This window comes from Prosthecodimorpha hirschii (assembly GCF_001305515.1).
Taxonomy (GTDB): Bacteria; Pseudomonadota; Alphaproteobacteria; order Rhizobiales; family Ancalomicrobiaceae; genus Prosthecodimorpha; species Prosthecodimorpha hirschii.
In genome coordinates this window covers 5,475,274-5,500,830 of sequence record NZ_LJYW01000001.1, presented here as the reverse complement: position 1 = coordinate 5,500,830, position 25,557 = coordinate 5,475,274, and the positions used below count along the sequence as shown (strand labels likewise).

Sequence of the window (25,557 nt, the reverse complement as noted above, 5' to 3'; positions counted from 1 at the left end):
CCCCTGCGGCCTTCGGAAGGTCCGCCGTCCGTCCTATGACGCAGCATCCCGTCGACGCCCCGCAATTCTATCTGACCGCGCCCGCGAGCTGCCCCTATCTGGCCGGCCGCCAGGAGCGCAAGGTGTTCACCCATCTGGTGGGCGAGCGGGCCGCACAGCTCAACGACGTGCTGACCCAGGGCGGCTTCCGGCGCAGCCAGAACATCGCCTACCGTCCGGCCTGCGAGGCCTGCCGCGCCTGCGTCTCGGTGCGCATCGCGGTCGACGAATTCGATTGGCTGAAGAGCTTCAAGCGCACCCTGCGCACCAACGAGGACCTGTTCGGCGCCGAGCAGCCCGCCGCGCCGACATCCGAGCAATATTCCCTGTTCCGCCGCTATCTGGACGCGCGCCACGGCGACGGCGGCATGGCCGACATGACCGTGCTCGACTACGCCATGATGATCGAGGACACCCATGTCGACACCATGGTGGTCGAGTATCGCCGCCGCGGCGTCGACACCGCCATCACGGGACGCGGGACGGGACCGCTGCTCGGCACGGCCCTGACCGACATCCTCTCCGACGGCCTGTCGATGGTCTATTCCTTCTACGATCCGGAGCCCGGCTGGCGCGGCCTCGGCACCTACATGATCCTCGACCATGTCCGCCGCGCCATCGCCCATGGCCTGCAATATGTCTATCTCGGCTATTGGGTCGCCGGCTCGCGCAAGATGGACTACAAGCGCCGCTTCCAGCCGCTCGAATATCTGAGCCCGCAGGGCTGGAACCGGAAGCCCGAATAGGCCGCTCGGAGGCTTCGGTCAGGCCGACTATGCCTGCGGCCCGCTTCGGGACCTGTTCCCTGGACACCGCGACGGGTCGCACGAGGGTGCCGGGCCGCGCACGGGTGCCCGGCCATGCGCATCGGACGGCCCCTCCCCGACGCGCCCGCGCCGAACGGCCAACCCGCTGGAAACGTTTCAGGACGCCTTGGACGGTATGAAGCGGGAGAAGAAGCCCGTGGACCCTGCGCTGCGCGCATCGTCATGGCGCCGCACCGACCGATCCCCGCTCATGGCCAGGGCTTTCAGGTCGGCGACCACGTCCGGCGACGAGCGGGCGACGAACTTGCGGCCGTCGTGCAGCACGACGACAAAGACGCGCTCGTGGCGGAAGCTCTGATCGAGCAGCTTGTCCAGGTTCTGCCCGACCCGGCGCAGCCAGCGATCCAGATAGGCCGATACATTGCCTTCGCTATGCTCGGCACAGCCCGCGACCGCATTCTGCAGTGCAATATCTTCTACGTCGCCATTGGTGCAGGTCAAACGCAAGATCGGACGACCCGTCGCGCTGCGACGAATACGTACCACCCCTGGCGCAAAGTCGCCCAATACGATCTCAATGGCAGACATCGGAATGCCCTCAACGTCGCGCTGAATACGCTGCGCGGTTCCGATCTTACAAAGGTACGACGAGTTTCGGATTCGCGATTCGTTGAATGAGGATATCCACAAGCTAATTTACTTTACAATGCGGCAGGTGCCGGAGCGGTAACGGTTTATCAAGGACTCCACAGACCTTTCCGCAATACCGGGTGCTGTCCCTTCGGTACGACTTGCGAGAAACCAAGGATAACCGCCAGGGCATCGATCTCCGGCACGCCGTTCCAACCCAAAAGACAATCACATTCCAAATTTACAATAAAAAGAAACGCGCAAAAATCCCTGCCTTGCACGACATGTACTTGACTGCGCTGAGGCCGATCGATTCGCTTACTGGTCGCGGACCGACAAACGGCCACGAATTCAGGCGTTGTCGAACCGATTGGTGGCCGGGAAGCCGCGCGGCGGCAGGCGGCCGGCATCGGCACGGTTGCCGAGCCAATCCTTCAGATCGTCGAGCGAGCGCGTGAAGCTCGATCCGCCCGAACTGGTCCAGACCAGCCCCTCGGCGCCGTTGAAGCATTTGAGATCGGCGAGGCCGCCATCCTTGAAGCGCTGCAGCCGCACGCCGGAGCCGCGCGCCATCTCGGCGACCTGCTCGATCGGGAACACCAGGAACTTGCGATTGTCGCCGATCGCCGCGACATGGGTCGCGCCCGGCGGCACGGTTCGCACCAGGCGCACTTCGTCCTTGGCCGCGACATTGACCACCTGACGGCCCTTGCGGGTCTGCGCCACCACCTCGGCCTCGGGCACGATGAAGCCCTTGCCCTCGCGCGTGGCGACCAGCAGGCGGCGGTCCGGGCGATGGACGAACACGTCGAGCACGTCCTGGTCCTCGTCGAGATCGACCTGGATGCGGATCGGCTCGCCATGGCCGCGGCCGCCCGGCAGCTTGGAGGCATCGAGCGTGAAGACGCGGCCGGCCGTGGAGAAGATCACGATCTTGTCGGTGGTCTCCGCCTTGAAGGCGACCCGGAGCTTGTCGCCCTGCTTGAAGTCGAGCCGCGCGAAATCGTCGAGATGGCCCTTCAGCGCGCGGATCCAGCCCTTCTCGGAGACCACCACGGTGATCGGCTCGCGCTCGATCATCGCCTCCTTGATATCCTCCTGGGCGTGGCCGGGCGCATCCGCGAAGGTCGAGCGGCGCTTGCCGAGCTTGGTCTCCGGCCCGAAGGTCGCGGCGACCTCGCGGATCTGCAGCGCGACCACCTTCCACTGCTTGTCGACCGAGGCCAGCAGGTCGCGGATCTGTCCGGCCTCGATGGTCAGCGCCTCGTGCTCCTTGCGGATCTCGAATTCCTCGAGCTTGCGCAGGTTCCTGAGCCGCATGTCGAGGATGGCGTTGGCCTGCACGTCGTTGAGGTCGAAGCGGGCCATCAACACCTGCTTCGGCTCGTCCTCCTCGCGGATGATGCGGATCACCTCGTCGAGATTGAGATAGGCGATCAGCAGCCCGCCGAGGATTTCGAGCCGCTTCTCGATCACGCCGAGCCGGTGGCGCGAGCGGCGCAGCAGCACCTCGCGGCGATGGTCGAGCCACTCGACCAGCACGTCCTTGAGGCCCATCACCTTCGGCACGATGCCGCCCGACAGGACGTTCATGTTGAGCGGAATGCGGCTTTCGAGCTCGGACAGCTTGAAGACCGATTCCATCATCAGGCCGGGTTCGACATTGCGGCTCTTCGGCACGAAGACGACGCGCACGTCCTCGGCGGATTCGTCGCGCACGTCGTCGACCAGCGGCAGCTTGCGCTCGTTGATCAGGTCGGCCAGCTTCTCGATCAGCCGGCTCTTGGCGACCTGGTAGGGAATTTCGGTGACCACCACCACCCAGGTGCCGCGGCCCTGGTCCTCGGTGTGCCAGCGTGCCCGCACCCGGAAGGCGCCGCGGCCGGTGCGATAGCTCTCCAGGATCGAGGCGCGGCTTTCGACGATGATGCCGCCGGTCGGGAAATCCGGCCCGGGCACGATCTCGACGAGCTCCTCGACGGCGGTGTCCGGCGCCTCGATCAGCTTCAGGGCGGCACGGCAGAGTTCGTGCGCATTGTGCGGCGGGATCGAGGTCGCCATGCCGACGGCGATGCCGGCCGAGCCGTTGGCGAGCAGGTTCGGGAAGGCGCCGGGCAGCACGACCGGCTCCTCCTCGGAGCCGTCATAGGTCGGTCGGAAATCGACCGCGTCCTCGTCGATGCCTTCGAGCAGCAGCGCGGCGACCTCGGTCAGCCGCGCCTCGGTGTAGCGCATGGCGGCCGGGTTATCGCCGTCGATATTGCCGAAATTGCCCTGCCCGTCGACCAGCGGATAGCGCTGCGCGAAATCCTGCGCGAGCCGCACCATGGCGTCGTAGACCGACTGGTCGCCGTGCGGATGGAATTTGCCGATCACGTCGCCGACGACGCGGGCGCATTTCTTGAAGGCCGAGCCGGGATCGAGCCGCAAGGCCCGCATGGCATAGAGCAGGCGCCGGTGCACCGGCTTTAGCCCGTCGCGCACGTCCGGCAGCGCACGATGCATGATGGTCGACAGGGCATAGGCGAGATAGCGCTCTTCCAGCGCGTCGCGCAGATTGACCGGCAGCACCTCGCCGCCCGGCCCGCTCTCGTCGCCGCCATCGGACGGCGGAATCACCCTGTTTCCCATATGTTCCCGTTACGCCATCTCCCCCCGAAGGGCAAGCCTGGACGCCCCGCCGTCAACCGCCGCCGGCGTCCCGCTGGATCAGCGCCAGCAGCCGGTCGCGCGTCTCAGGCAGGTCCCGCCCCCGCTCCTGCGCGGCGTGGCGGGCGAGAAAGTGGCCGGTCAGCCGGAAGCCGGCGGCGAGATCGGCGCCGTCCGGGGGCGGATGATTGGAGCCGTCGGCGGGCGCCAGGAAGGCGGGCAGCGGCAATAGCCGGTCGGCGAAGGGGGCGCCGGCCTCCCGGCTGGCCGCCCGCCCGGTTTTCGGGCTGACCCAGGCGAGATCGCGCGTCGCCCCGGTCAGGGCGCAGGTCGAGAGATCGAGCCCGATGCCGAGCCCTTCGAGCAGCATGAGTTCGAAGCGCACGACGAGTTCGCCCGTCTCGACCGGATCGCCGATGCGGTCGAGCACCTCGTCGAGCGCGGCATAGAGGTCGGGATGCGGGTCGCGTTCCGAGACGAGACGCAGCAGCGCCGCGAGGGTCTGCGCCGCCAGGAGCGCGATCGGGCTCTCCATGTAGCCGGCGGCGCGGAAGCCGATCGGCTCGACCGCATAGATGCCGAGATGCTCGTCGAGCCGGGCGCGCCAGACGAGGCGCAGGCGGTTGCCGGTCTGCAGCGCCGCGGCGAGCTTCTGCGAGCGCGCGCCGCGTACCAGGCCGAGATGCCGCCCGCGTTCGCGCGTCATCGCCTCCAGCACGGCGTGGGATTCGCCCTGCCGGCGCAGGCCGAGCACGATCGCCTCGTCGGTCCACTCCATGACGGCAATCTATCCGGTCGACACGCCCGGCATAAGGCCGGCGGCGGACACGAAACGGTGCCCCGTTGCCGTCGCGCCATCGATCACGGTCGTGGTCACGGGCGCGGCCCCTGCCCGGCCACGGCGTCGATCAGGTCGAGCCAGGGCCTGACCCCGATCCGGGCACGGTCGTAGCGCGCCGCGACGGTCTCGCGCGCCGCGCGGCGCAGGGGTGCGAAATCCGCCGGCCGCCGGCAGGCCGCCGCCATGGCCTCGGCCAGGCCTGCGCGATCGAAGAAGTCGACCAGCAGGCCGTTGCGGCCGTGCTCGACCACCTCCTCGACCGGGGCGGTCGCGGAGCCGATCACCAGGGCTTCCACCGCCATCGCCTCGAACAGCGACCAGGAGGCGACGAACGGATAGGTCAGATAGACATGGGCCGCCGCCGCCCGGATCGCATCGAGCATCCGGCCATGCGGCAGGTGACCGACGAAATGCACCCGGCGCGGATCGACCCGGTCGGCGATCTCGGCCCAGAAGATGTCGCGCCAGGTCCGGCCTTCAGGCGGCGGCGTGCCGTAGCCCTTGCCTTCGGCCGAGCCGATCAGCACCACCTCGGCCTCCGGCACCGCCGCCAGGAAATCAGGCAGCGCGCGGAAGAAGACATGCGCGCCGCGCAGCGGCTCGAAGCGGCGGTTGACGAAGGTGACGAAGGGGCGCGTGCGGTCGAGGATGCGGCCGTCCGGCAGCGCGAAGCGGGCGGCGGGATCGGGCCGGATCGCGGCGAGATCGACGCCCTCGTGGATGACCTGGGCGTCGCGCGCGAGCCGCTCCGGCAGCATGGACGCCTGGAACCGGCTCGGCGCCACGATCGCGTCGGCTTCCGTCAGCGCCAGCAGCATCGAGGCATTCTTGGCGTGGACGCGGCAGAGCTCGTCCACGGTCTCCTTGGCGAATTCCGGATCGAAGCCGACATCGCCGCCACGGCTGCGATAATAGAACTCGGCATATTCGATGCGCCGCGCCGCGGGGAAGATCTCGCCCAGGAACAGCGTCTCGCCCCAGCCCGGATGGCCGACGATGACATCCGGCGCGAAACCCTTGGCCTTCAGCGCCTCCGCGGCCCGCGCCGCCGCCCGCCCGCGCAGGAAATCCGCCTCGGCCCGGACGGCCGGCTCGAAGATGCCCTTCGTGGTTCCGCGCTTCAGCCCCCAGCGCATGATCGGCACGCCCGGCACGCCCGCCGCCCCATCCTGCGCGATCGCCGCCACCCAGTCCCCGCGCGCGCGCAGGGCCTCGGCCAGAAAACCGAACTGGCCGGGGAAATTGTTGTGCACGAGAAGGACGGAGAGCGGCATGGAAGCGCGAGCCTAGCCGATCCGGACCGCCGCCGTCACTCGGTCGGGAAATCGAGCCCCATTTCGCGGTAGCGTTCCGGGTCGTCGGACCAGTTCTCGCGCACCTTCACGAACAGAAACAGGTGCACCGGCTTTTCGGCGATCTCGGCGATTTCCTCGCGCGCGGCCATCGAGATGGCCTTGATGGTCTGGCCCTTCTCGCCGAGCACGATGCGCTTCTGGCTTTCGCGCGCGACGTAGATGACCTGCTCGATGCGGATCGAGCCGTTGCGCATCTCCTTCCACTGCTCGGTCTCCACGGTCGATTCGTAGGGCAGTTCGTCGTGGAGACGCAGGAAGACCTTCTCGCGGGTGACCTCGGCGGCGAGCTGGCGCAGCGGCAGGTCGGAGATCTGGTCCTCCGGATAGAGCCAGGGACCTGTCGGCACGTGCCGGGCGAACCAGGCCAGAACGTCCTCGACGCCGTCGCCGTTCATCGCCGAGACCATGAACACGGCCTCGAAAGCGGCCTTGGCGCTGGCCTGCGCGGCGAGCGCCAGAAGCGCGTCGCGCCTGAGCAGGTCGATCTTGTTGAGGATCAGGACCTTCGGCTGGCGCACCTCGGCGAGGCGCTCGAGCACCGCCAGCGCGCCGTCGTCGAGGCCCTTCTTGGCGTCGATCAGCAGCGCGACCAGATCGGCGTCGGCCGCCCCGCCCCAGGCGGAGGTGACCATGGCGCGGTCGAGCCGGCGGCGCGGCCGGAAGATGCCGGGCGTATCGACGAAGATGACCTGCGCCCCGTCCTTCATGGCGATGCCGCGGATCAGATTGCGGGTCGTCTGCACCTTGTGGGTGACGATCGAGACCTTGGCGCCGACGAGCTGGTTGAGCAGGGTCGACTTGCCGGCATTGGGCGCGCCGATCAGCGCGACGAAGCCGGCCCGCGTCGAAGCGGCCGCCGCCTCGGCCCGGCGCAGCGCCGCCTTGGCCTTCTTGTTGAGCGGTATCGGCTCGAAATCGTCGTCGGCGGAGATGTCTTCGGGCTCGTCGGCCATGGGTCGTGTCCGTTCCGGATCTGATGAGGCGCCGGTCCGGCGGATCATATCGCGATCGGACGGCGCGGTCGTGTGGGGAATGTCGGGGATAGTCAGCGTTCGGACGCCGCGACGATCGGGCCGTCTTCCGACCACAGACCCTCGCGCACCAGGATGGCGGTGGCGGCGTTCTGCTCCGCCTCGCGCTTGGAACGCCCGCGGCCTTCGGCGCCGTCGAGACCGGCGAGATCGACCGCAATGGTGAATTCGGGATCGTGATCGGGTCCGCTGCGGCCGACCTCGCGATAGACCGGTGCCGGCAGCCCGCGGCCCTGGACCCATTCCTGCAGCGTCGTCTTGGCATCGCGCAGCGGCCCGCGCGCGGACATCATCATGTCGCGCCAGTGCCGCTCGACGAAGGCGCAGGCCGGCTCGAAGCCGCCGTCGAGATAGATAGCGGCGATCAGCGCCTCGGTCACGTCGCCGAGGATGGCGGTCCGGTTGCGGCCGCCGGTCTGGGCCTCGCCGGCGCCGAGCCGCATGACGGCGCCGAGTTCGAGCCGGCGGCCGATCTCCGCGCAGGTCTCCCGCTTGACCAGTGCATTCAGGCGGCGGGCAAGCTCGCCCTCCTCCGCGCGCGGATAGGTCTCGTAGGCCATCGCGGCGACCGACAGGGCCAGCACCCGGTCGCCGAGGAATTCGAGCCGCTGGTAGCTGTCGGCCGGGTTGGAGGTTGCGCTGGTATGGGTCAGGGCGCGCGTCAGCAGCTTGCGATCGGCAAAGCCGTAGCCGATGCGCGCCTCCAGAGCCGCCAGCGGGTCCATCCCCTGCGCCATCAGAGCGTGCCGAGCAGGCGGTTCCAGCGGATCGACCAGGGCCAGTTCCAGAACTGCCAGGCGACGCCGTCGATCGAGAAGAAGATGATCTCGGCGCGGCCGATCAGGTTCTCGAACGGCACCGGGCCGACATCGCGCGTGAAGCGGCTGTCGGTGGAATTGTCGCGGTTGTCGCCCATCATGAAATAGTGGCCGGCCGGGACGACATATTCTTCCGTATTGTCGGCGCTGCCGTCCTGATACATGTCGAGAACGGTGTAGCTGACGCCGTTCGGCAGGGTCTCGCGGTAGCGTCGGATATGGAACGAGGTGCCGAACGCATCGGTCTCGACGAAATCCGCGACCGGCGTGCGCGGCACGGCCTCGCCGTTGATGTACAGGATCGAGTGCTTCACCTGGATGCGGTCGCCGGGCAGGCCGATCAGCCGCTTGATGAAGTCGGTCCCCTCCTCCTTCGGATTGCGGAACACGATCACGTCGCCGCGCTTCGGCTCGCTCGCCCAGATGCGGCCGGAGAAATTCGCGATCGGCGTCTGGAACCCGTTCAGCGGATTGCCGCCGAAGGAGAATTTTCCGTAGCCATAGGAGAATTTCGAAACGAACAGATAGTCGCCGACCAGGAGCGTCGATTTCATCGAGCCCGACGGGATGCTGAACGGCTGGTAGAGGAAGGTGCGCACGAGCAGCGCGAGGATGAGCGCGTGGATGACGACCTTGATGGTCTCGCCGACGCCGCCAGCCTGCTGGTCTTTTCCTGTTGTGGTCACGCTCATGCGCCCTTTTTCCAACCTCGCCCGTACCGGCCACGTGATAGCCGGTCATGCCAGCCCCCGCAACCGCCCCCGGATGCCTCATATTTCGGGCGGAACGGCCGGGCAGTCACATTCCCGTGGTCCCGCGCGCTCATCCGGCCGCCTTCGGCCAGCCCAGCGGCACCGCCGAGATGACCACGAAAGCCTGCGCCAGCGGATAGTCGTCCGTGATGGTCAGATCGATGCGGGCCTCGAAGCCGTCCGGCGTCAGGGCCGCCAGCCGCTCCGCCGCGCTGCCGCCGAGCAGGATGGTGGGCTTGCCGGATGGCAGATTGACGACACCCATCTCGCGCCAGTTGACGCCCATGCGGATGCCGGTGCCGAGCGCCTTGGAACAGGCCTCCTTGGCGGCGAAACGCTTGGCATAGGAGGCGGCACGCTGGTCGCGCCGGTCGGATTTGGCGCGCTCGACATCGGTGAAGACGCGATGGGTGAAGCGCTCGCCGAAGCGGGCGAGCGTCTTCTCGATGCGGCGGATGTCGATCAGGTCGGACCCGATACCGATGATCATGAAACCCTCACGACGCGGCGACGATCCCGCGGGCGACATCCATATGGTGGCGCATGGTCCGGATCGAGGCCTCGAAGCCGATGAAGATCGCCTCGCCCACGAGGAAGTGACCGATATTCAGCTCCTTCACCTCCGGCAGCGCCGCGATCGGCCCGACGGTGTCGTAGGCGAGGCCGTGGCCGGCATGGACCTCCAGGCCGAGTTCGGCGCCGTGCCGCGCGGCCGCGGCGATGCGGGCGAGTTCCCGATCGCGCTCGGCGAAATGGCCGTCATTGTGCAGGTCGCAGTAGCGGCCGGTATGGATCTCGACCACCGGCGCGCCGAGCCGGACGGCGGCCTCGAACTGGCGCGGATCGGCCTCGATGAACAGCGAGACGCGGATGCCGGCCTCGGCCAGCCGGGCGACGATCGGCTGCAGATGCGCCTCCTGGCCGGCGGCATCGAGCCCGCCCTCGGTGGTCCGCTCCTCGCGCCGCTCCGGCACGATGCAGGCGGCATGCGGACGATGGCGCAGCGCGATCGCGGCCATCTCGTCGGTGGCGGCCATTTCCAGGTTGAGCGGCAGGTCGATCTCGGCCATCAGCCGCTCGATGTCGGTATCCCGGATGTGGCGGCGGTCCTCGCGCAGATGCGCGGTGATGCCGTCCGCGCCGGCGGCGGCCGCGAGATGCGCGGCGCGCAGCGGATCGGGATGCAGGCCCCCGCGTGCGTTGCGGATGGTCGCCACGTGGTCGATGTTGATGCCGAGCCTCAGAGAGCCGGGCCGTCCGTCGCGCTGCATGCCAATGCCTCCCGTCCGCGCCGCGTCGCGATCCGGCGCGCCTTGTGCTTCTCCTGATAGGCACGCACGGAGGAGAGGACAACGCCGTAGACGGCAAGGCTGGTGAGACTTCCCGCCACGGCAAGCCCGAGCGCCGCCGGCAGGGCGAGGTCGGCGAGCCGTTCGAGCGCGATCGGCCCCAGTCCCGGCCGGCCGAGCAGCCACAGACCGAGCTCGACAGAGCCGACGAAGATCAGCGGATAGACCAGCGGGTTGCCGACATGGCTGCCGACGATGGCGGCCATCGGGTTGACGCGCAGCAGCGAGGCAAGACCGGCCGACAGCACCACGCGGCCGCCGAGAAACGGCGTGAAACTGACGAAGCAGCCGATCGCCGTGCCGGCCGCCACCGAGCGCGCCGAGCCCGGCAGATGCAGGAGCCGGGTCCAATACCAGCGCGCCAGCCCGAGCCAGCGGCCGGGCCGGCGCAGGATCCGCCAGCTTCGCTTGAATTCCTTGCCGATCGCCCTGCGCAGGTTCATGGCCGCATCCTGCCGGACGTCCGGCCCCTAGGGAAAGCCCGGATCACGCCCATCGGCGCGGATCCCTGCGGCAGAGTGAACGGGACACCGGGGGCGTGCGCGAAGGAGGGACGCCGAGCCCCGGATCGTCCCAGCCGCAAGGTATGCAACCGCCAGCACCCTGCCCCCTGCAGCGCTCGGCCCGCCGGAGCCCTGCCCGCCAACGCCCGGCCTGCAGGCGCCCGGCCCCTGCAGCGCAGCGGCCGAGGCCATGGCCCATCGACGCGTCGAGACGGGTCGGCCGCCGCCCGAAGCCGGACTGCGGCCCGCGTCGGCTCTCAGGCCAGATTGCGGCTGCCAGGCTTAACCGCCGGCAGGGCGGCGAGTTCGGGCGGCAGCTGGTCGGCCGGATAGGCCGGCACCTTGAAGCCGGCGAGCGCGATCAGCGGCACGCCGACCTCGGCCTCGCCGTCGGAGCGGTCGATCAGGCAGGCGCAGGCGACCACCTTGGCGCCGAGCGCCTCCAAGGCCGCGATCGTCTCGCGCGAGGAGAGCCCGGTCGTCACGATGTCCTCGACCACCACCACGCGCGCGCCCGGCGGCAGTTCGAAGCGCCGGAGCCGCATCTCGCCGCCCTCGCGCTCGACCCAGACCGCCGGCACGCCGAGATGACGCGCCGTCTCGTAGCCCGGCACGATGCCGCCGAGCGCCGGCGACACGACATAGTCGACCCCGCCGGGGACGGCGGCGCGGATCTTCTCGGCCAGCGCCTTGCAGACGATCTCGGTCTTGTCCGGATACTGGAACACCCGCGCCTTCTGGATGAAGACCGGCGAGCGCAGCCCCGACGACAGAATGAAATGCCCCTCCAGGATCGCCCCGCAGGAGCGGAACACATCGAGCACGTCGTCACGGGTCATGGGCGGGGTCTCCGGCAGGTTTAGGCCGGGGGCCGGGTATAGGGGGCAGTGGCGCGGATGTCGAGGGAGAAGCCTGAGAGCCCGTCTGCGCACGCGGCGTTCGGCATTTCCAGGGGATCAGGATTTGATTCACGATCGGGATGTGGACACCCGGGGCGGGATGGCCACAATCGCCAGGAAGACGAAACGCGATCCCTCCGATCCGACAGACGCGGAGTGGGAGCGGATCGCGCTGCTGATGCCGAGGTCGAGTCAGACCGGACGTCCGCGCGGGACAGCCGCCCTGTCACGGCACCGCATGCCAAAACAAGGGGTTACGACGCCGACACGGAAAATGTCGGGTGCAAATCGCCCGTCGTGGCTTCTTCCGACGCACATCAACCGATGGCTCGCCTGAATTGAAAAATAGAATCAGGAGTGGTTGCCATGCCAAACATTCGATATTCGAAAAACGAACATGCCGCTCTCATTCATTCTTTTGAGCTCTACATCGGAGCTACCCTTCCGGATGACTATAAAACTTTTTTGATCGAAGAGAGGTTTGCAGAATACAGTCCAGGGATATTCGAGTTCGCAGAAGGCAACATGCCTATCGATACAACGATTCGCTTCTTTTATAATATGAACCCAGAAGACGAATATAGAAGCATATATCCGCAGACGGATTTATTCAAGGATCACTTCCCTGATCGCACAATTATTCCAATTGTGACCGATGACGGAGGGGGTAGATTCGTCATGGAACATCAGGATGGAATATGGACGGGCGTTTTCTTCACGGATTTCTGGAGCGGCTACAATGATTATTTGAAGGTCGCTGACAGTTTTACAGAATTCCTCAATGGAATTCGCCTCGCGGATTGACTCCATTGCCTGGACCCCTCGGTAATTGGCGGCGATGATGGCGTCGCAATCGGACCGACAGACGAATGGCTTTGCGTCCGATTGTGTCCGCGGATCAAGCGATTGACGGCCGTCCGGAGGTCGGCGACGGGTCGGAACACGCCGTGCGCCTAGAGAGCTTCAGGCCACGGGCGTGAGGTGTGCCATACGGCAAGGATCACGATCGCGTCCGGCCGGCACTCATAGGCAACGAATTATGGCAGGCCGACAGCGACCAGCTCCCGCGATGCGGCCGGGCCGACCAGCGTGAGGCATAGGCTCAAGTTGCTGAACGCGGGTGCGGATCATGTGCCGCACGCGGCGAGCGCTGGCCACACTGTCTTGGGCAATCCAATCCGCAATATTCGAGAGGTCCCGCGCGGCGGGATCCGCTCAGCGCATCTTCACGGCTCGACGCCATATTTTTCGAATATCGCCTGCATTTCAGCATCCGAGGCAAACTCGCCGCGATCGGCCGCTTTGATTCCGGCCGTGATCTTGGCGACCACCCAATCATTGTGGGCCTGCATCGCCGCGATGGCGCGCGCGATCAACACGTCGCGCGGCTCCCCGTTCGACGGAACCAGTATGTCCAAGGTCGTCGCTGTCCGGTCGTCGCGTTCGACCGGGATCGTCTTGCTCATCGTCATCGGCCTCCCATCTTCAATGACGAGACGGCCATCCTTCCCTCACCCGTTCACCCGCTCCACGCTCGAGATGATCGGCTTGGAGCGGAGCTGATTGGTGATGCGGGTCAGGTGCTTCAGGTCCCAGACTTCCAGGTCGATCAGGATCTCGTGGAAATCCGCGCCCTTGCGGATCATCTTGATGTTGTCGATGTTGCCGTCGTTGTCGGCGATGACCTGGGCGATCTGGGCGAGCGAGCCGGGTTCGTTGAGCGAGGTCAGCGCGATGCGGGCCGGGAAGCGGACCGGATCGTTGGGGTCGATGTCCCAGCGCACGTCGAGCCAGCGATCGGGCTGGTCGTCGAATTCCTTCAGGTCCGGCGACTGGATCGGATAGATGGTGATGCCCTGGCCGGGCGTCAGGATGCCGACGATGCGGTCGCCCGGCACCGCGCCGCCATTGGGGGCGAAGATCACCGGCAGGTCGCCGGCGAGGCCGCGGATCGGGATCGAGCGTTCCGCATCCGGCGCCGAGGCCGCGCCCGGCACGCGGAACTTCATCTTGCCGCCGGCACCGACGCCGAACCAGCCCTCGCCGGCGCCGGCTTTCGGATTGGAGCTGGCGCGCTCGTCCTGATAGTCGGGATAGACCGCCTTCAGCACCGCCTCGGAGGTCAGTTCGCCGCGCCCGACCGCCGCGATGATGTCCTGGATCGAGGAATGGCCGAGCCGGTGAATGACCGGCTCCAGCGCCGTCTCCGCGAAGGTTCGCCCGGCGCGGTCGAAGCTACGCGCCAGGATCTGGCGGCCGAGCCCGCCGAACTGCTTGCGCACCGCCTCGCGGGTGGCGCGCCGGATCGCCGCCCGGGCCTTGCCGGTGACGGCGATCTGCTCCCAGGCCGGCGGCGGCACCTGCGCCTTGGAGCGGATGATGTCGACCTCGTCGCCATTCGAGAGCTCGGTCATCAGCGGCATGATGCGGCCGTTGACCTTGGCGCCGACGCAGGTGTTGCCGACATCGGTGTGGACCGCATAGGCGAAGTCGATCGGCGTCGCGCCGCGCGGCAGGGCGATGATCTTGCCCTTCGGGGTGAAGCAGAAGACCTGGTCGTGGAACAGCTCGAGCTTGGTGTTCTCGAGGAATTCCTCCGGGTTCAGGTTCGGGTCGTTCAGCCGCTCGATCGTATCGCGCAACCACGCATAGGCGCCGGACGCCTCGGTCAGCCGGGCGATGTTGCGCCCGCCGGAGATGCGGTCGCCATCCTTGTAGAGCGCATGGGCGGCGATGCCGTATTCGGCGATCCGGTGCATCTCCTCGGTGCGGATCTGCAGCTCGACGCGCTGGCGGCCCGGCCCGACCACGGTGGTGTGGATCGAGCGATAGTCGTTCTGCTTCGGCGTCGAGACGTAATCCTTGAAACGACCCGGCACCATCGGCCAGGTCGAATGCACGATGCCGAGCGTGTGGTAGCATTCGTCCAGGCTCGGCACGAGCACGCGAAAGCCGTAGACGTCGGAAAGCTGCTCGAAGGAAACACCCTTGCGCTGCATCTTCACGAAGATCGAATAGGGCCGCTTCATCCGCCCCTTGACCTTGGCGACGATCGCCGAGGCGCCGAGCTTTTCGGTCAGCGCCTGCTCGATGACCGAGGCGAGGTCGCGGTTGCGTTCGCTGAGCGCCTCCAGACGGGCCTGGATGGTCTTGTAGGCCTCCGGGTTCATGTAGCGAAAGGCGAGATCTTCCAGCTCCTCGCGCATGCCCTGCATGCCGAGCCGCCCGGCCAGCGGCGCGTAGATCTCCATCGTCTCTTCGGAGATGCGGAAGCGCTTCGCCTCGGGCACGAAATGCAGCGTGCGCATGTTGTGCAGCCGGTCGGCGAGCTTGACGATCAGCACGCGGACATCGTCGGCGACGGCGAGCAGCAGGCGGCGGAAATTCTCGGCCTGCTCGGTCTTCTTCGAGACGAAATCGAGCTTCTTGAGCTTGGTCAGGCTCTCGACGAGGCTGCCGATCTCCTCGCCGAACAGGGCGTCGATCTCCGAGCGCGTCGCATCGGTGTCCTCGATCGTGTCGTGCAGCAGGGCGACCGCGATCGAGGCGTCGTCGAAGCGCAGGTCGGTCAGGATGGCGGCGACTTCGAGCGGATGCGAGAAGTAGGGGTCGCCGGACGCGCGCTTCTGCGCCCCATGCTTCATCATTCCATAGACATAGGCCTTGTCGAGCAGCGCCTCGTCCGCATTCGGATTGTAGCGCTTGACCCGCTCGACCAGTTCGTATTGCCGCATCATCGCGTTTCAGATCCGCTCAAGCTGCCGGTTCGTCGCGCCATTCCTGAAGGCGCGCCTGGCCCGTTCTTCTCTTCGTCATTCGGCACCATGCCCCCGCGTGACCGGGGACCCGGCGAGGGAACCAGCACCGGCGGTTCGATCAAAACGGATAGACCCCATCCGTTTCGTCAATCTGAACCACCAATCCCCTGATGACGTGGCAAGCCCCGGACACCGGCACAGGACGCAGATGTCGGAGCCGGACCAACAGGCCTTGCGGCCCAATCCGGAAGTTCCCGGCCCGTTGCTGGCGCGGGCGGACCGGCGACGGGAGGTTCGTGGTGAGATCGGACCGAAGCGGCCGATGGACCATCATGCCATAGGAATTGCGGCGGAAAACCCAATTCCTCCATCGATTTCGCGCGTCTGTTGCGCGCAGCGTCGCAGCGGCGGCAGCGGACGTTCCCCAGGGCGACCGGACGGCACCGAAATGGGCCGGTCTCGCGACCGGATCGAAACGAAAGGGCCGGTCTTGCGACCGGACGAAAACGAAAGGACCGGTCTTGCGACCGGATGAAAACGAAAGGGCCGGTCTCGCGACCGGATGAAAACGAAAAGGGCCGGTCTCGCGACCGGATGAGAACGAAAAGGGCCGGTCTTGCGACCGGCCCGGGCATTCCGCATGACGGTGGAGGCAGGACGATCAGTCCTCCTCCTCCTTGTCCGGGGGAACGAGGCCTTCGAGGCCGCGCAGCAGTTCTTCTTCCGACATCCGGTCGAACTGCGGCTCGGCATCGTCGTCGCCCGACGAGGCCGACGCGATGAGCGGCACGGCTTCGGGTTCCGGCTCGTCGACCTCGACGAACTTCTGAAGGGAGTGGATGAACTCCTCCTTCAGATCCTCCGGGCTGACCTTCTCTTCCGCGATCTCGCGCAGGGCGACGACCGGGTTCTTGTCGTTGTCGCGATCGATCGTGATCGGCGAGCCGGAGGAGATCGTCCGGGCCCGATGGCTGGCCAGAAGGACGAGCTCGAACCGGTTCTCCACCTTGTCGATGCAGTCCTCGACGGTGACACGCGCCATAATTCATACTCCAAGGGAATCGAGCGGACAAATAGGGGAACGGCGGCCGGAAAGCAACCATTTCCTGGGATCGGCGCCTTGGCCGACGCCGCCGGACAGGGCTTTGCGGCCGCCCCCGTCAGAATGTCCCTTGAATCGTCATGCGGTTCACCTCGGCGCGGTCAATTGCCCGATCGGACTGAAGTCAGGTGCACGTCAGACGAATAGAAGGAACACCAGATTGCCGACGATTGCGCAACCAAGCCACGAGCAATACCGCGACGGAAACGTTTCCAGTTTACAATTCATGGCATACCGTTCACGGAACACCTGCAAGGGACCACGGTTGGGCTAACAAATGTTCCCGAAAACCTCGGTATTTTCGAATTTTTGTTGTAAATTTTGATCGGCTATGCCATTGCGGCGTCATAGTGCGCCCGCGCCTTATGAGCGGGACATAAAAACCCATCGTTTGGCATGTTTCAGAAGCCGTCGCTGGGTCCCCTGAATCAGAATTCAGAAAAGAAGCAGACAGTATGGCTGACATGCGAGAAAAGATCGCACTGTTTATCGACGGTGCCAATTTGTATGCAACATCGAAGTCGCTCGGTTTCGATATCGACTACAAGCGACTTCTTCAGGAATTCCATGGACGCGGCTACCTTCTTCGCGCCTATTATTACACCGCACTCATCGAAGATCAAGAATACTCCTCCATTCGCCCGCTGATCGACTGGCTGGATTACAACGGCTACAAGGTCGTGACCAAGCCGACCAAGGAATTTTACGATTCCTCGGGCCGCCGGAAAATCAAGGCGAACATGGATATCGAACTGGCCGTCGACGCCATGGAGATCTCCGACGCCGTCGACCACATCATCCTGTTCTCCGGCGACGGCGACTTCCGGCGTCTGGTCGAAGCGCTGCAGCGCAAGGGCAAGAAGGTTTCGGTGGTCTCGACGCTGCAGACGCAGCCGCCGATGATCGCCGACGACCTGCGCCGCCAGGCCGACCATTTCGTCGAACTGGGGACCCTGCAGGGCCGCATCGGCCGCGACCCGGCGGAGCGCGCTGCGCGCATGGCCGAGCGCGAGGCCCAGCGTCGTCAGCAGACGCCGGAATTCGAAGACGATTTCGACGACGTCTGATCCGATCCCGGCGCGCGCCGCAAGACGCGCACCGGGCCATGCCGTCGCGGGCGGCCCCATCGTGGACGGATCGCCGGCAGGACACCCGCCCTGCCCTCGCGCTTTGCCGTTCCGGCCGTCGCTCCGGGCCGGCAACGGCTTTCGCCACACGGCTTTTGCCACCCGGGCCTTCGGCGAGCGATCCTCCGGGCCCGTTCGGGAAGCCTCCCCGTGCTGACTCGCCGGCCGTCGCCGCAGCCGGTCTTGGTCCCGGTCGATCTTCATCCCAGTCGATCTTCGCCCCAATCGGCGGTCGCGGGATCCCGGGATCGCTCGTCCCGCGCAGGCCGGACGCGGTCCGTTCGAAACGCCATCGCCGAAACGCCATGCCCGAAGCACAATCCCTCGATCCGCCGCACGACTGCCCGGTCTGCCCGCGCCTGGCCGGCTTTCGGGCCGACTGGGGCCAGCGCGAACCGGATTGGTTCAACGGGCCGGTCCCGGTCTTCGGCGGTTCAGATGCTCGCCTGCTCGTGGTCGGCCTCGCGCCCGGACTGCGCGGTGCGAACCGCACCGGCCGGCCGTTCACCGGCGATTTCGCCGGCGACCTCCTCTACGAGACCCTGATCGCCTTCGGCTTCGCGCGCGGCCGCTATCAGGCCCGGCCGGACGACGGTCTCACGCTGGTCGGCACCGCCATCGTCAATGCCGTGCGCTGCGTGCCGCCGGAAAACAAGCCGACCCCGCAGGAGATCGGCAACTGCCGCCCCTACCTCAAGGCGGCGATCGCCCATCTGCCGAAACTCGATGCCGTGGTGGCGCTCGGCAAGATCGCCCATGACAGCGTCACGCGGGCCTTCGGCCTGCCCGCCGCCCGGCTCGCCTTCGGCCACGGCGCGCGTCACGTCCTGCCGACGGGCATCACCCTTTTCGACAGCTACCATTGCTCGCGCTACAACACGAATACCGGCGTGCTGACGCCCGAGATGTTCCGGGCGGTGTTCTCGTCGGTGGCGGACCATCTCGGGTCACGGTCCTAGCCGAAGAGACAGGGCGCAGCCGCCCGGATCACCGGATTTGGTCTGACGCCGGACCCGCCAACTGCCGCGCCCGTCCGAAGCCGGACCGGTCTTGCGTGGATCTCAGTGCCCTGCACCGCCGCCGGCCTTGGCCGCGGCGGCGGTCTGCGCATCGTCGTCAGTCGCGCTGCTTGAGCAGGCGCCCCTGTTCGCGCTTCCAGTCGCGTTCCTTCTCGGATTCGCGCTTGTCATGCGCCTTCTTGCCGCGGCCGATGGCCAGCTTGACCTTGGCGCGACCCTTTTCGTTGAAATAGATCTCGAGCGGCACCAGCGTCATGCCTTCGCGCTCGACCGCCGCGGCGAGCTTGCCGATCTCGCGCCGGTGCATCAGCAGCTGGCGCGGCCGCCGGGTCTCATGGTTGAACCGGTTCGCCTGCAGGTATTCCGGAATATAGGCATTGTAGAGCTGCAGGCTGCCGCCCTTGGCGGCCGCATAGGCATCGGTGATGTTCGACTTGCCGCCGCGCAGGGACTTGACCTCGGTGCCGGTCAGGGCGATGCCGGCCTCGAACACGTCCAGGATTTCATAGGAGTACCGGGCTTTCCGGTTCTCGGCGGCGATCTTTCGATCGCCGCCCTTGTCGGCGGACATCGTATGCTCCTCGTCAGTTCAGGATGCCCGCATGGCGCATGGCCGCCTCGACCTCGGCCCGCGGACCGTCCGACATGGCGACGAGCGGCAGGCGCAATTCGTTCTGCATGCGGCCGAGCCGCGACAGGGCGAATTTCGGTCCGGCCGGATTGGGCTCCAGGAACAGCGCCCGATGCAGCGGCATCAAACGGTCCTGATAGGCCAGCGCCGTGCGGTAGTCGCCGCGCATGCAGGCCTCCTGGAACTCCGCACAGAGCTTCGGCGCCACATTGGCGGTCACCGAGATGCAGCCGGCGCCGCCATGCGCCATGTAGCCGAGCGCGGTGCCGTCCTCGCCGGACAGCATCAGCCAGTCCGACCCGATCGTCATCCGCTCCAGCGAAGGCCGGTTCAGGTTCATGGTGGCGTCCTTGACGCCGACCACGTTCTTGCACTCGCGCTTGATGCGCGCCAGCGTCTCGACCGAGATGTCGATCACGCTGCGCGGCGGGATGTTGTAGACGATGATCGGGATGCCGACCGCCGCGTCGATGGCCCGGAAATGCTGGAACACGCCTTCCTGGCTCGGCTTGTTGTAATAGGGCGCCACGACGAGCAGCCCCTGGGCGCCGGCCTTTTCGGCGTGCCGGGCGAGGTCGATCGCCTCGGCGGTATTGTTCGAGCCGGCACCGGCGATCACCGGAACGCGGCCGGCCGCGACCTCGATGACCAGTTCGACGACGCGCTTGTGTTCAGCGTGAGACAGCGTCGGGCTCTCGCCCGTCGTGCCGCAGGGCACCAGGCCGTGGCTGCCCTCGCGGATCTGCCACTCGACGAAATCGCCCAGGGCTTTCTCGTCGACCGCGCCGTTGCGGAAGGGCGTGACGAGGGCGGGGAGCGATCCCTTGAACATCCTGATGGTCCTCCGGACGCCGGACAGCGGCATCCTGCTGGCGTTATGGTTGGCGCGGTCGTGTTTTCGACGTATTGGGTCTTCAAGACGGCTGAAGTCCGGCTCGAAGCTGCGGGTGAACCCGGCGCGGGCCGCGACAATAGTGGCTGCGGCAGGCGTCGGCAAGCCGAGAGGATGGCGCGGGGGAGTCTCAGGAAACGGCAGGCGGTCAACCCTTTGTTCACCCTCCTCCGACAAGGTCGGCAAGTCCGGCCGGGGCGATCGATGGAGGGCGTCCGGGTGCAGAACGTTTGTCAGTAGGAGTTGAGAGTATGCTCGGACCGATTCGGCGCCGGCTCGCCGCCATGGCCTTTGCCAGCGCGATCGCCATTCTCGCCGCAACCGGCCAGTCCCATGCCGGAGACGCGGAGCTTGCGCGCGCCATCGAGCTTGCGAGCCGCGGCGACGTGTCCGGCGTCAACGGCATGCGCTCGCAGCTCGACGTCGTCGAGGCCAAGATCGCCGACTGGCTGATCATCCGCCTGGGCACCCCGGAAATCTCCTCGCAGTCGATCACCCAGTTCGCCCTGGCCAACCCGCATTGGCCGGACCCGGAGATGTTCCGCCGCCGGGCCGAGCAGGCGCTGGAGCGCGAGAAGCCGCCGGCCGACATCATCATCCAGGCCTTCCAGGGCAGCCGGCCCTACTCCAACCGCGGCCGGATGATGCTGGCGCGCGCGCTCCTCGAAAAGGGCCGCACGCAGGATGCCGCCGCCTGGATCCGCCTCGCCTGGCGCGACGAATCCCTGTCGGAGCAGGACGAGGCGGCGATCATGGCCGAGTTCGGCTCCCTGCTGCCGGCGTCCGAACACCGCGCCCGGCTGGAGCTCGCGCTGCTCAAGGGCCGCAGCTCCGATGCCGTGCGCATCGCCCGTCGCATGAATCCGGCCTACCAGAAGCTCGCCGCCGCCCGCCTGGCCGTGGAGCGCAAGGCCGGCAATGCCGGCAAGCTGCTCGACCAGGTCCCGTCGGAGATCAAGAACGAGACCGCCTATCTGTTCGGCCGCGCGCAATGGGCCCGGCGCAGCGAGCGCTGGCAGGAGGCCGCCGAACTGCTGCTCCGCGCGCCGCGCGATCCCAAGCAGATGGTCGTGCCGGACGAATGGTGGGAGGAGAAGCGCATCGTCTCGCGCAAGATCCTCGATGCCGGCGACCCCAAGACCGCCTACCGGATCGTCGCCGGGCATACCGGTTCGAGCCCGGCCGTCCAGGCCGATGCGGATTTCCACACCGGCTGGCTCGCCCTGCGCTATCTGAAGGAGCCGCGCACGGCGATGAGCTATTTCGCGCGCGTCGCGGAAGCCTCGTCGAAGCCGGTCACCCAGGCCCGCGCCTATTACTGGCTCGGCCGCGCTTCGGAGGCCGGCGCCGGTGGCACCGCCCGCGACTACTACGCCAAGGCGGCGCAATACGGCTTCACCTTCTATGGTCAGCTGGCCCGCGCCAAGCTCGGCATGGCCGATCTCGGCCTGCAGCGCACCATCGTGCCGAGCGGCGCCGACAAGGCGGCGGCCGAGCGCGACGACCGCTTCGCCGCTCTGATCAAGCTGCAGCGCGTCGGCCGCAAGGATCTGGCCGCGGCCTTCTACCGGCATCTGGCCGACACGCTGCCGACCCCCGGCCAGGTCGCGATTCTGATCAACATCGCCGAGGGTCAGGGCTGGGTGAACTACGCGGTCATGGCCGGCAAGGCCGCCGCACAGCGCGGCCTCGACATGGAGGTGCTCGCCTTCCCGCTGAAGGGTCTGCCGGCTGACATCGACACCAGCGGGCTTGAGAAGGCGCTGGCCTTCTCGATCACCCGGCAGGAGAGCGAGTTCAACCAGTCGGTCGTCTCGAGCGCCGGCGCGACCGGCATCTTCCAGGTGATGCCGGTGACCGGCCGCGAGGCGGCCAAGAAGCTCGGCATCGGCTTCGATGCCAACATGTGGCGCAACGACGTGCGCTACAACGTTCGCCTCGGCGCGGCCTATGTGAACAATCTGGTCTCGAACTACGACGGCAACTACGTCATGGCGATCGCCGGCTACAATGCCGGCCCGGGCCGCATCCGCGAATGGGTGCAGGCCTATGGCGATCCGCGCGATCCGGCGGTCGACCCGATCGACTGGATGGAACGCATCCCCTTCTCCGAGACGCGCAACTACGTGCACCGCGTCCTGGAGAATCTGCAGGTCTACCGCTTCCGCATGGAGGGCCAGCGGCTGCAGATCGCCGACGATCTGCGCCGCGGCGTCGGGGCGCGCGGCGCCACCGTCACCGGCTCGATCGGCGCGGCGGCGACCGGAAACTGACCGCCATGGGCCGGCCGCCGGCCCGAGTACAGAGTCGGCGATCCCGGTCTTGCCCGTTTGAGGCAGGACCGGCGAAACCCGTCCGGCAGCCGGCCCGCCGGGAACGCCCTCGGCGCGACGCTACATCCGGCGAGACGCCGGACCGGACTTGATCGGCGGACGCCGAGCGCCGATGCTGATGTCGCCGGCCGGATCAGGCCCCGCCCCGAGGGTCCCGCCGGCTTGCATCGTTGGCGGAGGGTTCCTGAGCGTGACCGACAGCCCGACCGGCCTCGACCGCGCCATGACCGAACCGTCCCTCCCCGAGGGCGTGGCCTACGGCCCGCGGCGGACGGATGCGCTCGGAACCGCCTGTCGACCCTTCCGCTATTTCAGTGCCGACGGACTGGTCCTCGCCGGCCGCGACCACGGTCCGGGCGACCCGGCCCTCACGCCCCTCCTCTGCCTGCCCGGCCTGACGCGCAACGGCCGCGATTTCGAGCCGGTGGCGGCACGGTTCGCCGCAACCCGGCGGGTCGTCTCGCTGGACTTGCGCGGACGCGGTGCCTCCGAGGCTTCGCCGGACGGGTCCGGATACGATCCGATGACCGAGGCCGCCGACGTGATCGCCGGGCTGGACCGTCTCGGAATCGACCGGGCCGCTTTCCTGGGCACGTCGCGCGGCGGCATCGTCACCATGGTGGTGTCCGTCTTGCGGCCCGAGCGTGTGGCGGCGGCAATCCTGAACGACATCGGCGCAAGCATCGAGATCGACGGCCTGATCCGGATCCGGAACTATCTTGCCGGTGCCGGTTCCAACGGCCCTGCCGACTGGCCGGCCGCCGTCCAGGCGACGAAAGCCGCGGTCGGGCTTGCCTTTCCGGACCTTGATGCGGCGGCCTGGGAGCGATTTGCCCGCCGCATCTGGCGCGATCGCGGCGGGCGCCCGGTCATCGACTACGATCCGGCCGTCGCGCGCAGCCTGGACGCCCTGACGCCGGACATGCCGCCGATCGATCTCGGCGGCCCCTTCGCCGGTCTGGCCGGCAAGCCGGTCATGACCATCCGGGGCGAATTGTCGAATATTCTGTCGGCCGCGACCGTCACCGACATGGCCGCGCGACACCCCGGAATGGTGACCGTGACCGTCCCGCGCCAAGGCCACGCCCCGCTTCTGGAGGATGCGCCGACGCTCGACGCCATCGCGGCCTTTCTCGACGGCTTGCCCGACTGACCGGATTCATTTTTCGAGTCAATCGCTTGCGCCGAAGCAATCCCGACACCGACACCGACACCGACACTGACCCTGACCTCGGCATCGACACGGATCATCGGTGCCGGTGACGGCGGCGGAGCCGTGCCGGCGCCGCATGTCAGGACGCCCCGACCCTGCCGCATCGGCGGCTGGCACGCTCTCGTCTCGGACCGGCTGCCGCAACCGGTGGGTCCGGCGATGCCCCTGCCCGCGGGAGCACCCGCCTGCCCGCAGGAGCATCCGTCTGTCGTGACATCCGTTTTCCGGGCGATCCAAGGGGCACAACAAGAAAACCCGGCGGTTGCCCGCCGGGTTCTCGTGTCCGTCAGAGGACATTCTGATCCTTGGAAGGATCAGAAGTTCCGCTGGAAGCGGAGCAGACCGACGAGGGCGTCGGTGTCGCCGCCGTTCTTGAAGTCGATCTTGCGGTATTCGAGTTCGCCGCCGATCGTCATGCCCGGAACGATCGTGTAGACCGTGTTGATCTGAGCATCGATCTGCTTGTAGTCCAGGAAGTTGGCCACAGGCGTCTCGACGTTCAGGTACGAACCGTTGACGGCGGTGGACAGCTTCGGGGTCCAGTAGTGGACGAGGCCACCAGCCACCGACCAGGCAGTGCCCTGGCGGAAGTTGCTCGGGCCGGTCTGGAAGAAGTCCCAGGCGCCCATCGAGAGGTCAGCACCGGCGTAGGCGGTGGCGCCCTTCGAGTAGACGGCCTGCAGGTTGACGGTGTCGCCGGCGGCGAGCATCGGCAGGTTGACGGTCACGCCAGCGCCGACCGCATAGCCCCACTTCTCGTTGTTGGTGATCGACGAGACGTTCTGGTGGGCCGCAGCCATCAGCTGGGCGGAGCCCCAGGCCTGGGCGATGCGCACGTTGCCGACCACGTCGAGCATCTTCACGCCGCCGTAGGTGGTGTTGGCAGCCGAGAAGGTGAACGGAGCGGCGAAGATCGAGCCGAGGCGGCGGCTGTTCGAGCCGGTGGTCGGGTCTTCCAGCGAGAGGCTGGCGGACACGCCGTTGCCGAACGAGAAGGTGTAGGCGAGCAGGTTGACCTTCGTGTCCGAATGAGCGGCTTCGAAGAACGAACCATAGGTCGTGCCGGTGTAGAAGTCGAAGAACGACTGGGCGCGACCGGCGGTCAGGCCACCGAACTGGATGTAGGCGTTCCAGAGGGTGACCGACGGGGAGGACGAGCCCGAGTCGACGGTCCACCAGGCTTCGGTGAACGAACGCAGCAAACCGAACTCGGTGTTGGTGCGGGCGTCGAGGGTCACCTGAGCGCGAACGCGGGTGGTGAAGTCATGAGCGGTCGGGTTGTTGACGCCGCGGTTGACGCCCGACAGAGCCGCGAAGGCGTTGTCGAAGTCGTAGGCGCGATACTCGGCGCGGACGTAGCCGCCGATCTTGAGGCAGGTCTGGCTGCCCGGGATGTAGAAGAAGCCGGCGCCGTAGGCGTCGCAAACCTTGACGTAGTCGACCGCGGCCGGAGCCGGACGGCCCAGGTCGGCCGCCGAGGCGGCACCGGTGGCGGCGAACATGGCGGCAGCCATGGTGGCGAGCTTGAACTTCATGTGGTGAACCCCCTGTTGGTTCGTGTCTGCCGGTGACCAATCCTGACCCGATTGGAGGTTCACGTGGACCCTCGCGTCACCGATCGACACGACATTACGCACCGGCCGGATATTTTGAAGATGCAATGTCTTGGAATTCCGGCTCATAGACGCATTCAGAATTGTCAGTAGCCGCAAAAACACAGTAATAAATCATATATTTGAATTTCTCTATGTTATGCCTTCAAGCGGCATGTGGGCCCTTCCGACACGATCCGGATCCCGCGTCTGTCATATAAGTCATTGCATAATTATCATTTTCTCGATTGGACATC

23 protein-coding genes and 1 pseudogene are annotated in these 25,557 nt (G+C 66.8%); 6 read left to right on the top strand and 18 right to left on the bottom strand.

Annotation, left to right across the window (positions count from 1 at the left end):
- The first annotated feature begins 35 nt into the window (after nt 1-35).
- Nucleotides 36-785: an arginyltransferase gene (locus tag ABB55_RS24130; RefSeq protein WP_054361096.1), complete on the top strand. Its 750-nt coding sequence runs from the start codon at nt 36-38 to the stop codon at nt 783-785.
- A gap of 177 nt (nt 786-962) precedes the next feature.
- Here the strand turns inward: ABB55_RS24130 and ABB55_RS24125 are convergent, their stop codons facing one another.
- The 11 genes from ABB55_RS24125 to pyrE all read right to left on the bottom strand — a co-directional run bounded on the left by ABB55_RS24125 (nt 963) and on the right by pyrE (nt 11,573).
- Nucleotides 963-1,394: a hypothetical protein gene (locus tag ABB55_RS24125; RefSeq protein WP_140940170.1), complete on the bottom strand. Its 432-nt coding sequence runs from the start codon at nt 1,392-1,394 to the stop codon at nt 963-965.
- A 393-nt stretch (nt 1,395-1,787) separates the two neighbouring features.
- Nucleotides 1,788-4,067: a DNA topoisomerase IV subunit A gene (gene parC, locus ABB55_RS24120; RefSeq protein ID WP_054361094.1), complete on the bottom strand. Its 2,280-nt coding sequence runs from the start codon at nt 4,065-4,067 to the stop codon at nt 1,788-1,790.
- A 52-nt stretch (nt 4,068-4,119) separates the two neighbouring features.
- Nucleotides 4,120-4,863 (bottom strand): DNA repair protein RecO, encoded by a 744-nt coding sequence (gene recO, locus ABB55_RS24115; RefSeq protein ID WP_054361093.1) that lies wholly within the window; start codon nt 4,861-4,863, stop codon nt 4,120-4,122.
- A 95-nt stretch (nt 4,864-4,958) separates the two neighbouring features.
- Nucleotides 4,959-6,200: a glycosyltransferase gene (locus ABB55_RS24110; protein WP_054361092.1), complete on the bottom strand. Its 1,242-nt coding sequence runs from the start codon at nt 6,198-6,200 to the stop codon at nt 4,959-4,961.
- Between the two features lie 35 nt (nt 6,201-6,235).
- The gene (gene era, locus ABB55_RS24105; protein ID WP_083463900.1) at nt 6,236-7,234 is read right to left on the bottom strand and encodes a GTPase Era; all 999 of its coding nucleotides are present in this window, start codon (nt 7,232-7,234) and stop codon (nt 6,236-6,238) included.
- Nucleotides 7,235-7,326: 92 nt separating this feature from the next.
- Nucleotides 7,327-8,049, bottom strand: a complete 723-nt coding sequence (gene rnc, locus ABB55_RS24100; protein ID WP_054361091.1) for a ribonuclease III — start codon at nt 8,047-8,049, stop codon at nt 7,327-7,329.
- Nucleotides 8,049-8,822, bottom strand: coding sequence for a signal peptidase I (gene lepB, locus ABB55_RS24095; RefSeq protein ID WP_054361090.1), 774 nt, complete (start codon nt 8,820-8,822; stop codon nt 8,049-8,051). Before lepB ends, rnc begins: the two co-directional genes overlap by 1 nt.
- A 130-nt stretch (nt 8,823-8,952) precedes the next feature.
- Entirely contained in the window at nt 8,953-9,372 is a 420-nt protein-coding gene (gene acpS / locus ABB55_RS24090; RefSeq protein ID WP_054361089.1) for a holo-ACP synthase, read from the bottom strand.
- A gap of 7 nt (nt 9,373-9,379) precedes the next feature.
- Nucleotides 9,380-10,153 (bottom strand): pyridoxine 5'-phosphate synthase, encoded by a 774-nt coding sequence (locus tag ABB55_RS24085; protein ID WP_054361088.1) that lies wholly within the window; start codon nt 10,151-10,153, stop codon nt 9,380-9,382.
- A complete protein-coding gene (locus ABB55_RS24080; protein WP_054361087.1) occupies nt 10,123-10,674 on the bottom strand; it encodes a DUF2062 domain-containing protein in 552 nt (183 codons plus the stop codon). The genes ABB55_RS24085 and ABB55_RS24080 overlap by 31 nt, the downstream gene beginning before the upstream one ends.
- Before the next feature lie 317 nt (nt 10,675-10,991).
- The gene (pyrE, locus tag ABB55_RS24075; RefSeq protein WP_054361086.1) at nt 10,992-11,573 is read right to left on the bottom strand and encodes an orotate phosphoribosyltransferase; all 582 of its coding nucleotides are present in this window, start codon (nt 11,571-11,573) and stop codon (nt 10,992-10,994) included.
- Between the two features lie 426 nt (nt 11,574-11,999).
- Here pyrE and ABB55_RS29240 point away from each other — a divergent pair, with 426 nt between their 5' ends.
- Entirely contained in the window at nt 12,000-12,437 is a 438-nt protein-coding gene (locus tag ABB55_RS29240; protein WP_083463898.1) for an SMI1/KNR4 family protein, read from the top strand.
- A gap of 219 nt (nt 12,438-12,656) precedes the next feature.
- On the opposite strand, the pseudogene ABB55_RS31330 reads toward ABB55_RS29240, so the two are convergent.
- The 4 genes and pseudogenes from ABB55_RS31330 to rpoZ all read right to left on the bottom strand — a co-directional run.
- Nucleotides 12,657-12,833: pseudogene (locus ABB55_RS31330) on the bottom strand (type II toxin-antitoxin system RelE/ParE family toxin); the annotation flags it as partial.
- A gap of 26 nt (nt 12,834-12,859) precedes the next feature.
- A complete protein-coding gene (locus tag ABB55_RS24070; RefSeq protein WP_152982163.1) occupies nt 12,860-13,099 on the bottom strand; it encodes a CopG family transcriptional regulator in 240 nt (79 codons plus the stop codon).
- 45 nt (nt 13,100-13,144) lie between these two features.
- Entirely contained in the window at nt 13,145-15,370 is a 2,226-nt protein-coding gene (locus tag ABB55_RS24065) for a RelA/SpoT family protein (RefSeq protein ID WP_054361084.1), read from the bottom strand.
- Nucleotides 15,371-16,052: 682 nt separating this feature from the next.
- A complete protein-coding gene (gene rpoZ, locus ABB55_RS24060) occupies nt 16,053-16,433 on the bottom strand; it encodes a DNA-directed RNA polymerase subunit omega (protein ID WP_054361083.1) in 381 nt (126 codons plus the stop codon).
- Between the two features lie 515 nt (nt 16,434-16,948).
- On the opposite strand from rpoZ, the gene ABB55_RS24055 reads away from it, so the two are divergent.
- Together ABB55_RS24055 and ABB55_RS24050 are read left to right on the top strand one after the other, a co-directional pair.
- The gene (locus ABB55_RS24055) at nt 16,949-17,560 is read left to right on the top strand and encodes a LabA-like NYN domain-containing protein (RefSeq protein ID WP_054361082.1); all 612 of its coding nucleotides are present in this window, start codon (nt 16,949-16,951) and stop codon (nt 17,558-17,560) included.
- A gap of 365 nt (nt 17,561-17,925) precedes the next feature.
- Nucleotides 17,926-18,579 (top strand): uracil-DNA glycosylase, encoded by a 654-nt coding sequence (locus ABB55_RS24050; RefSeq protein ID WP_054361081.1) that lies wholly within the window; start codon nt 17,926-17,928, stop codon nt 18,577-18,579.
- Nucleotides 18,580-18,736: 157 nt separating this feature from the next.
- Here ABB55_RS24050 and smpB read toward each other — a convergent pair whose 3' ends face one another.
- A complete protein-coding gene (gene smpB, locus ABB55_RS24045) occupies nt 18,737-19,210 on the bottom strand; it encodes an SsrA-binding protein SmpB (protein WP_054361080.1) in 474 nt (157 codons plus the stop codon).
- A gap of 13 nt (nt 19,211-19,223) precedes the next feature.
- The gene (gene dapA / locus ABB55_RS24040) at nt 19,224-20,102 is read right to left on the bottom strand and encodes a 4-hydroxy-tetrahydrodipicolinate synthase (RefSeq protein ID WP_054361079.1); all 879 of its coding nucleotides are present in this window, start codon (nt 20,100-20,102) and stop codon (nt 19,224-19,226) included.
- Between the two features lie 311 nt (nt 20,103-20,413).
- Between dapA and ABB55_RS24035 the strand changes: the two genes are divergently transcribed.
- Together ABB55_RS24035 and ABB55_RS24030 are read left to right on the top strand one after the other, a co-directional pair.
- The gene (locus ABB55_RS24035) at nt 20,414-22,435 is read left to right on the top strand and encodes a lytic transglycosylase domain-containing protein (protein WP_054361078.1); all 2,022 of its coding nucleotides are present in this window, start codon (nt 20,414-20,416) and stop codon (nt 22,433-22,435) included.
- Nucleotides 22,436-22,685: 250 nt separating this feature from the next.
- Nucleotides 22,686-23,648, top strand: a complete 963-nt coding sequence (locus ABB55_RS24030; protein ID WP_054361077.1) for an alpha/beta fold hydrolase — start codon at nt 22,686-22,688, stop codon at nt 23,646-23,648.
- Between the two features lie 374 nt (nt 23,649-24,022).
- Here ABB55_RS24030 and ABB55_RS24025 read toward each other — a convergent pair whose 3' ends face one another.
- On the bottom strand, nt 24,023-25,243 hold the full coding sequence (locus tag ABB55_RS24025) for a porin (protein ID WP_054361076.1): 1,221 nt from the start codon (nt 25,241-25,243) through the stop codon (nt 24,023-24,025).
- Between the last annotated feature and the right edge of the window lie 314 nt (nt 25,244-25,557).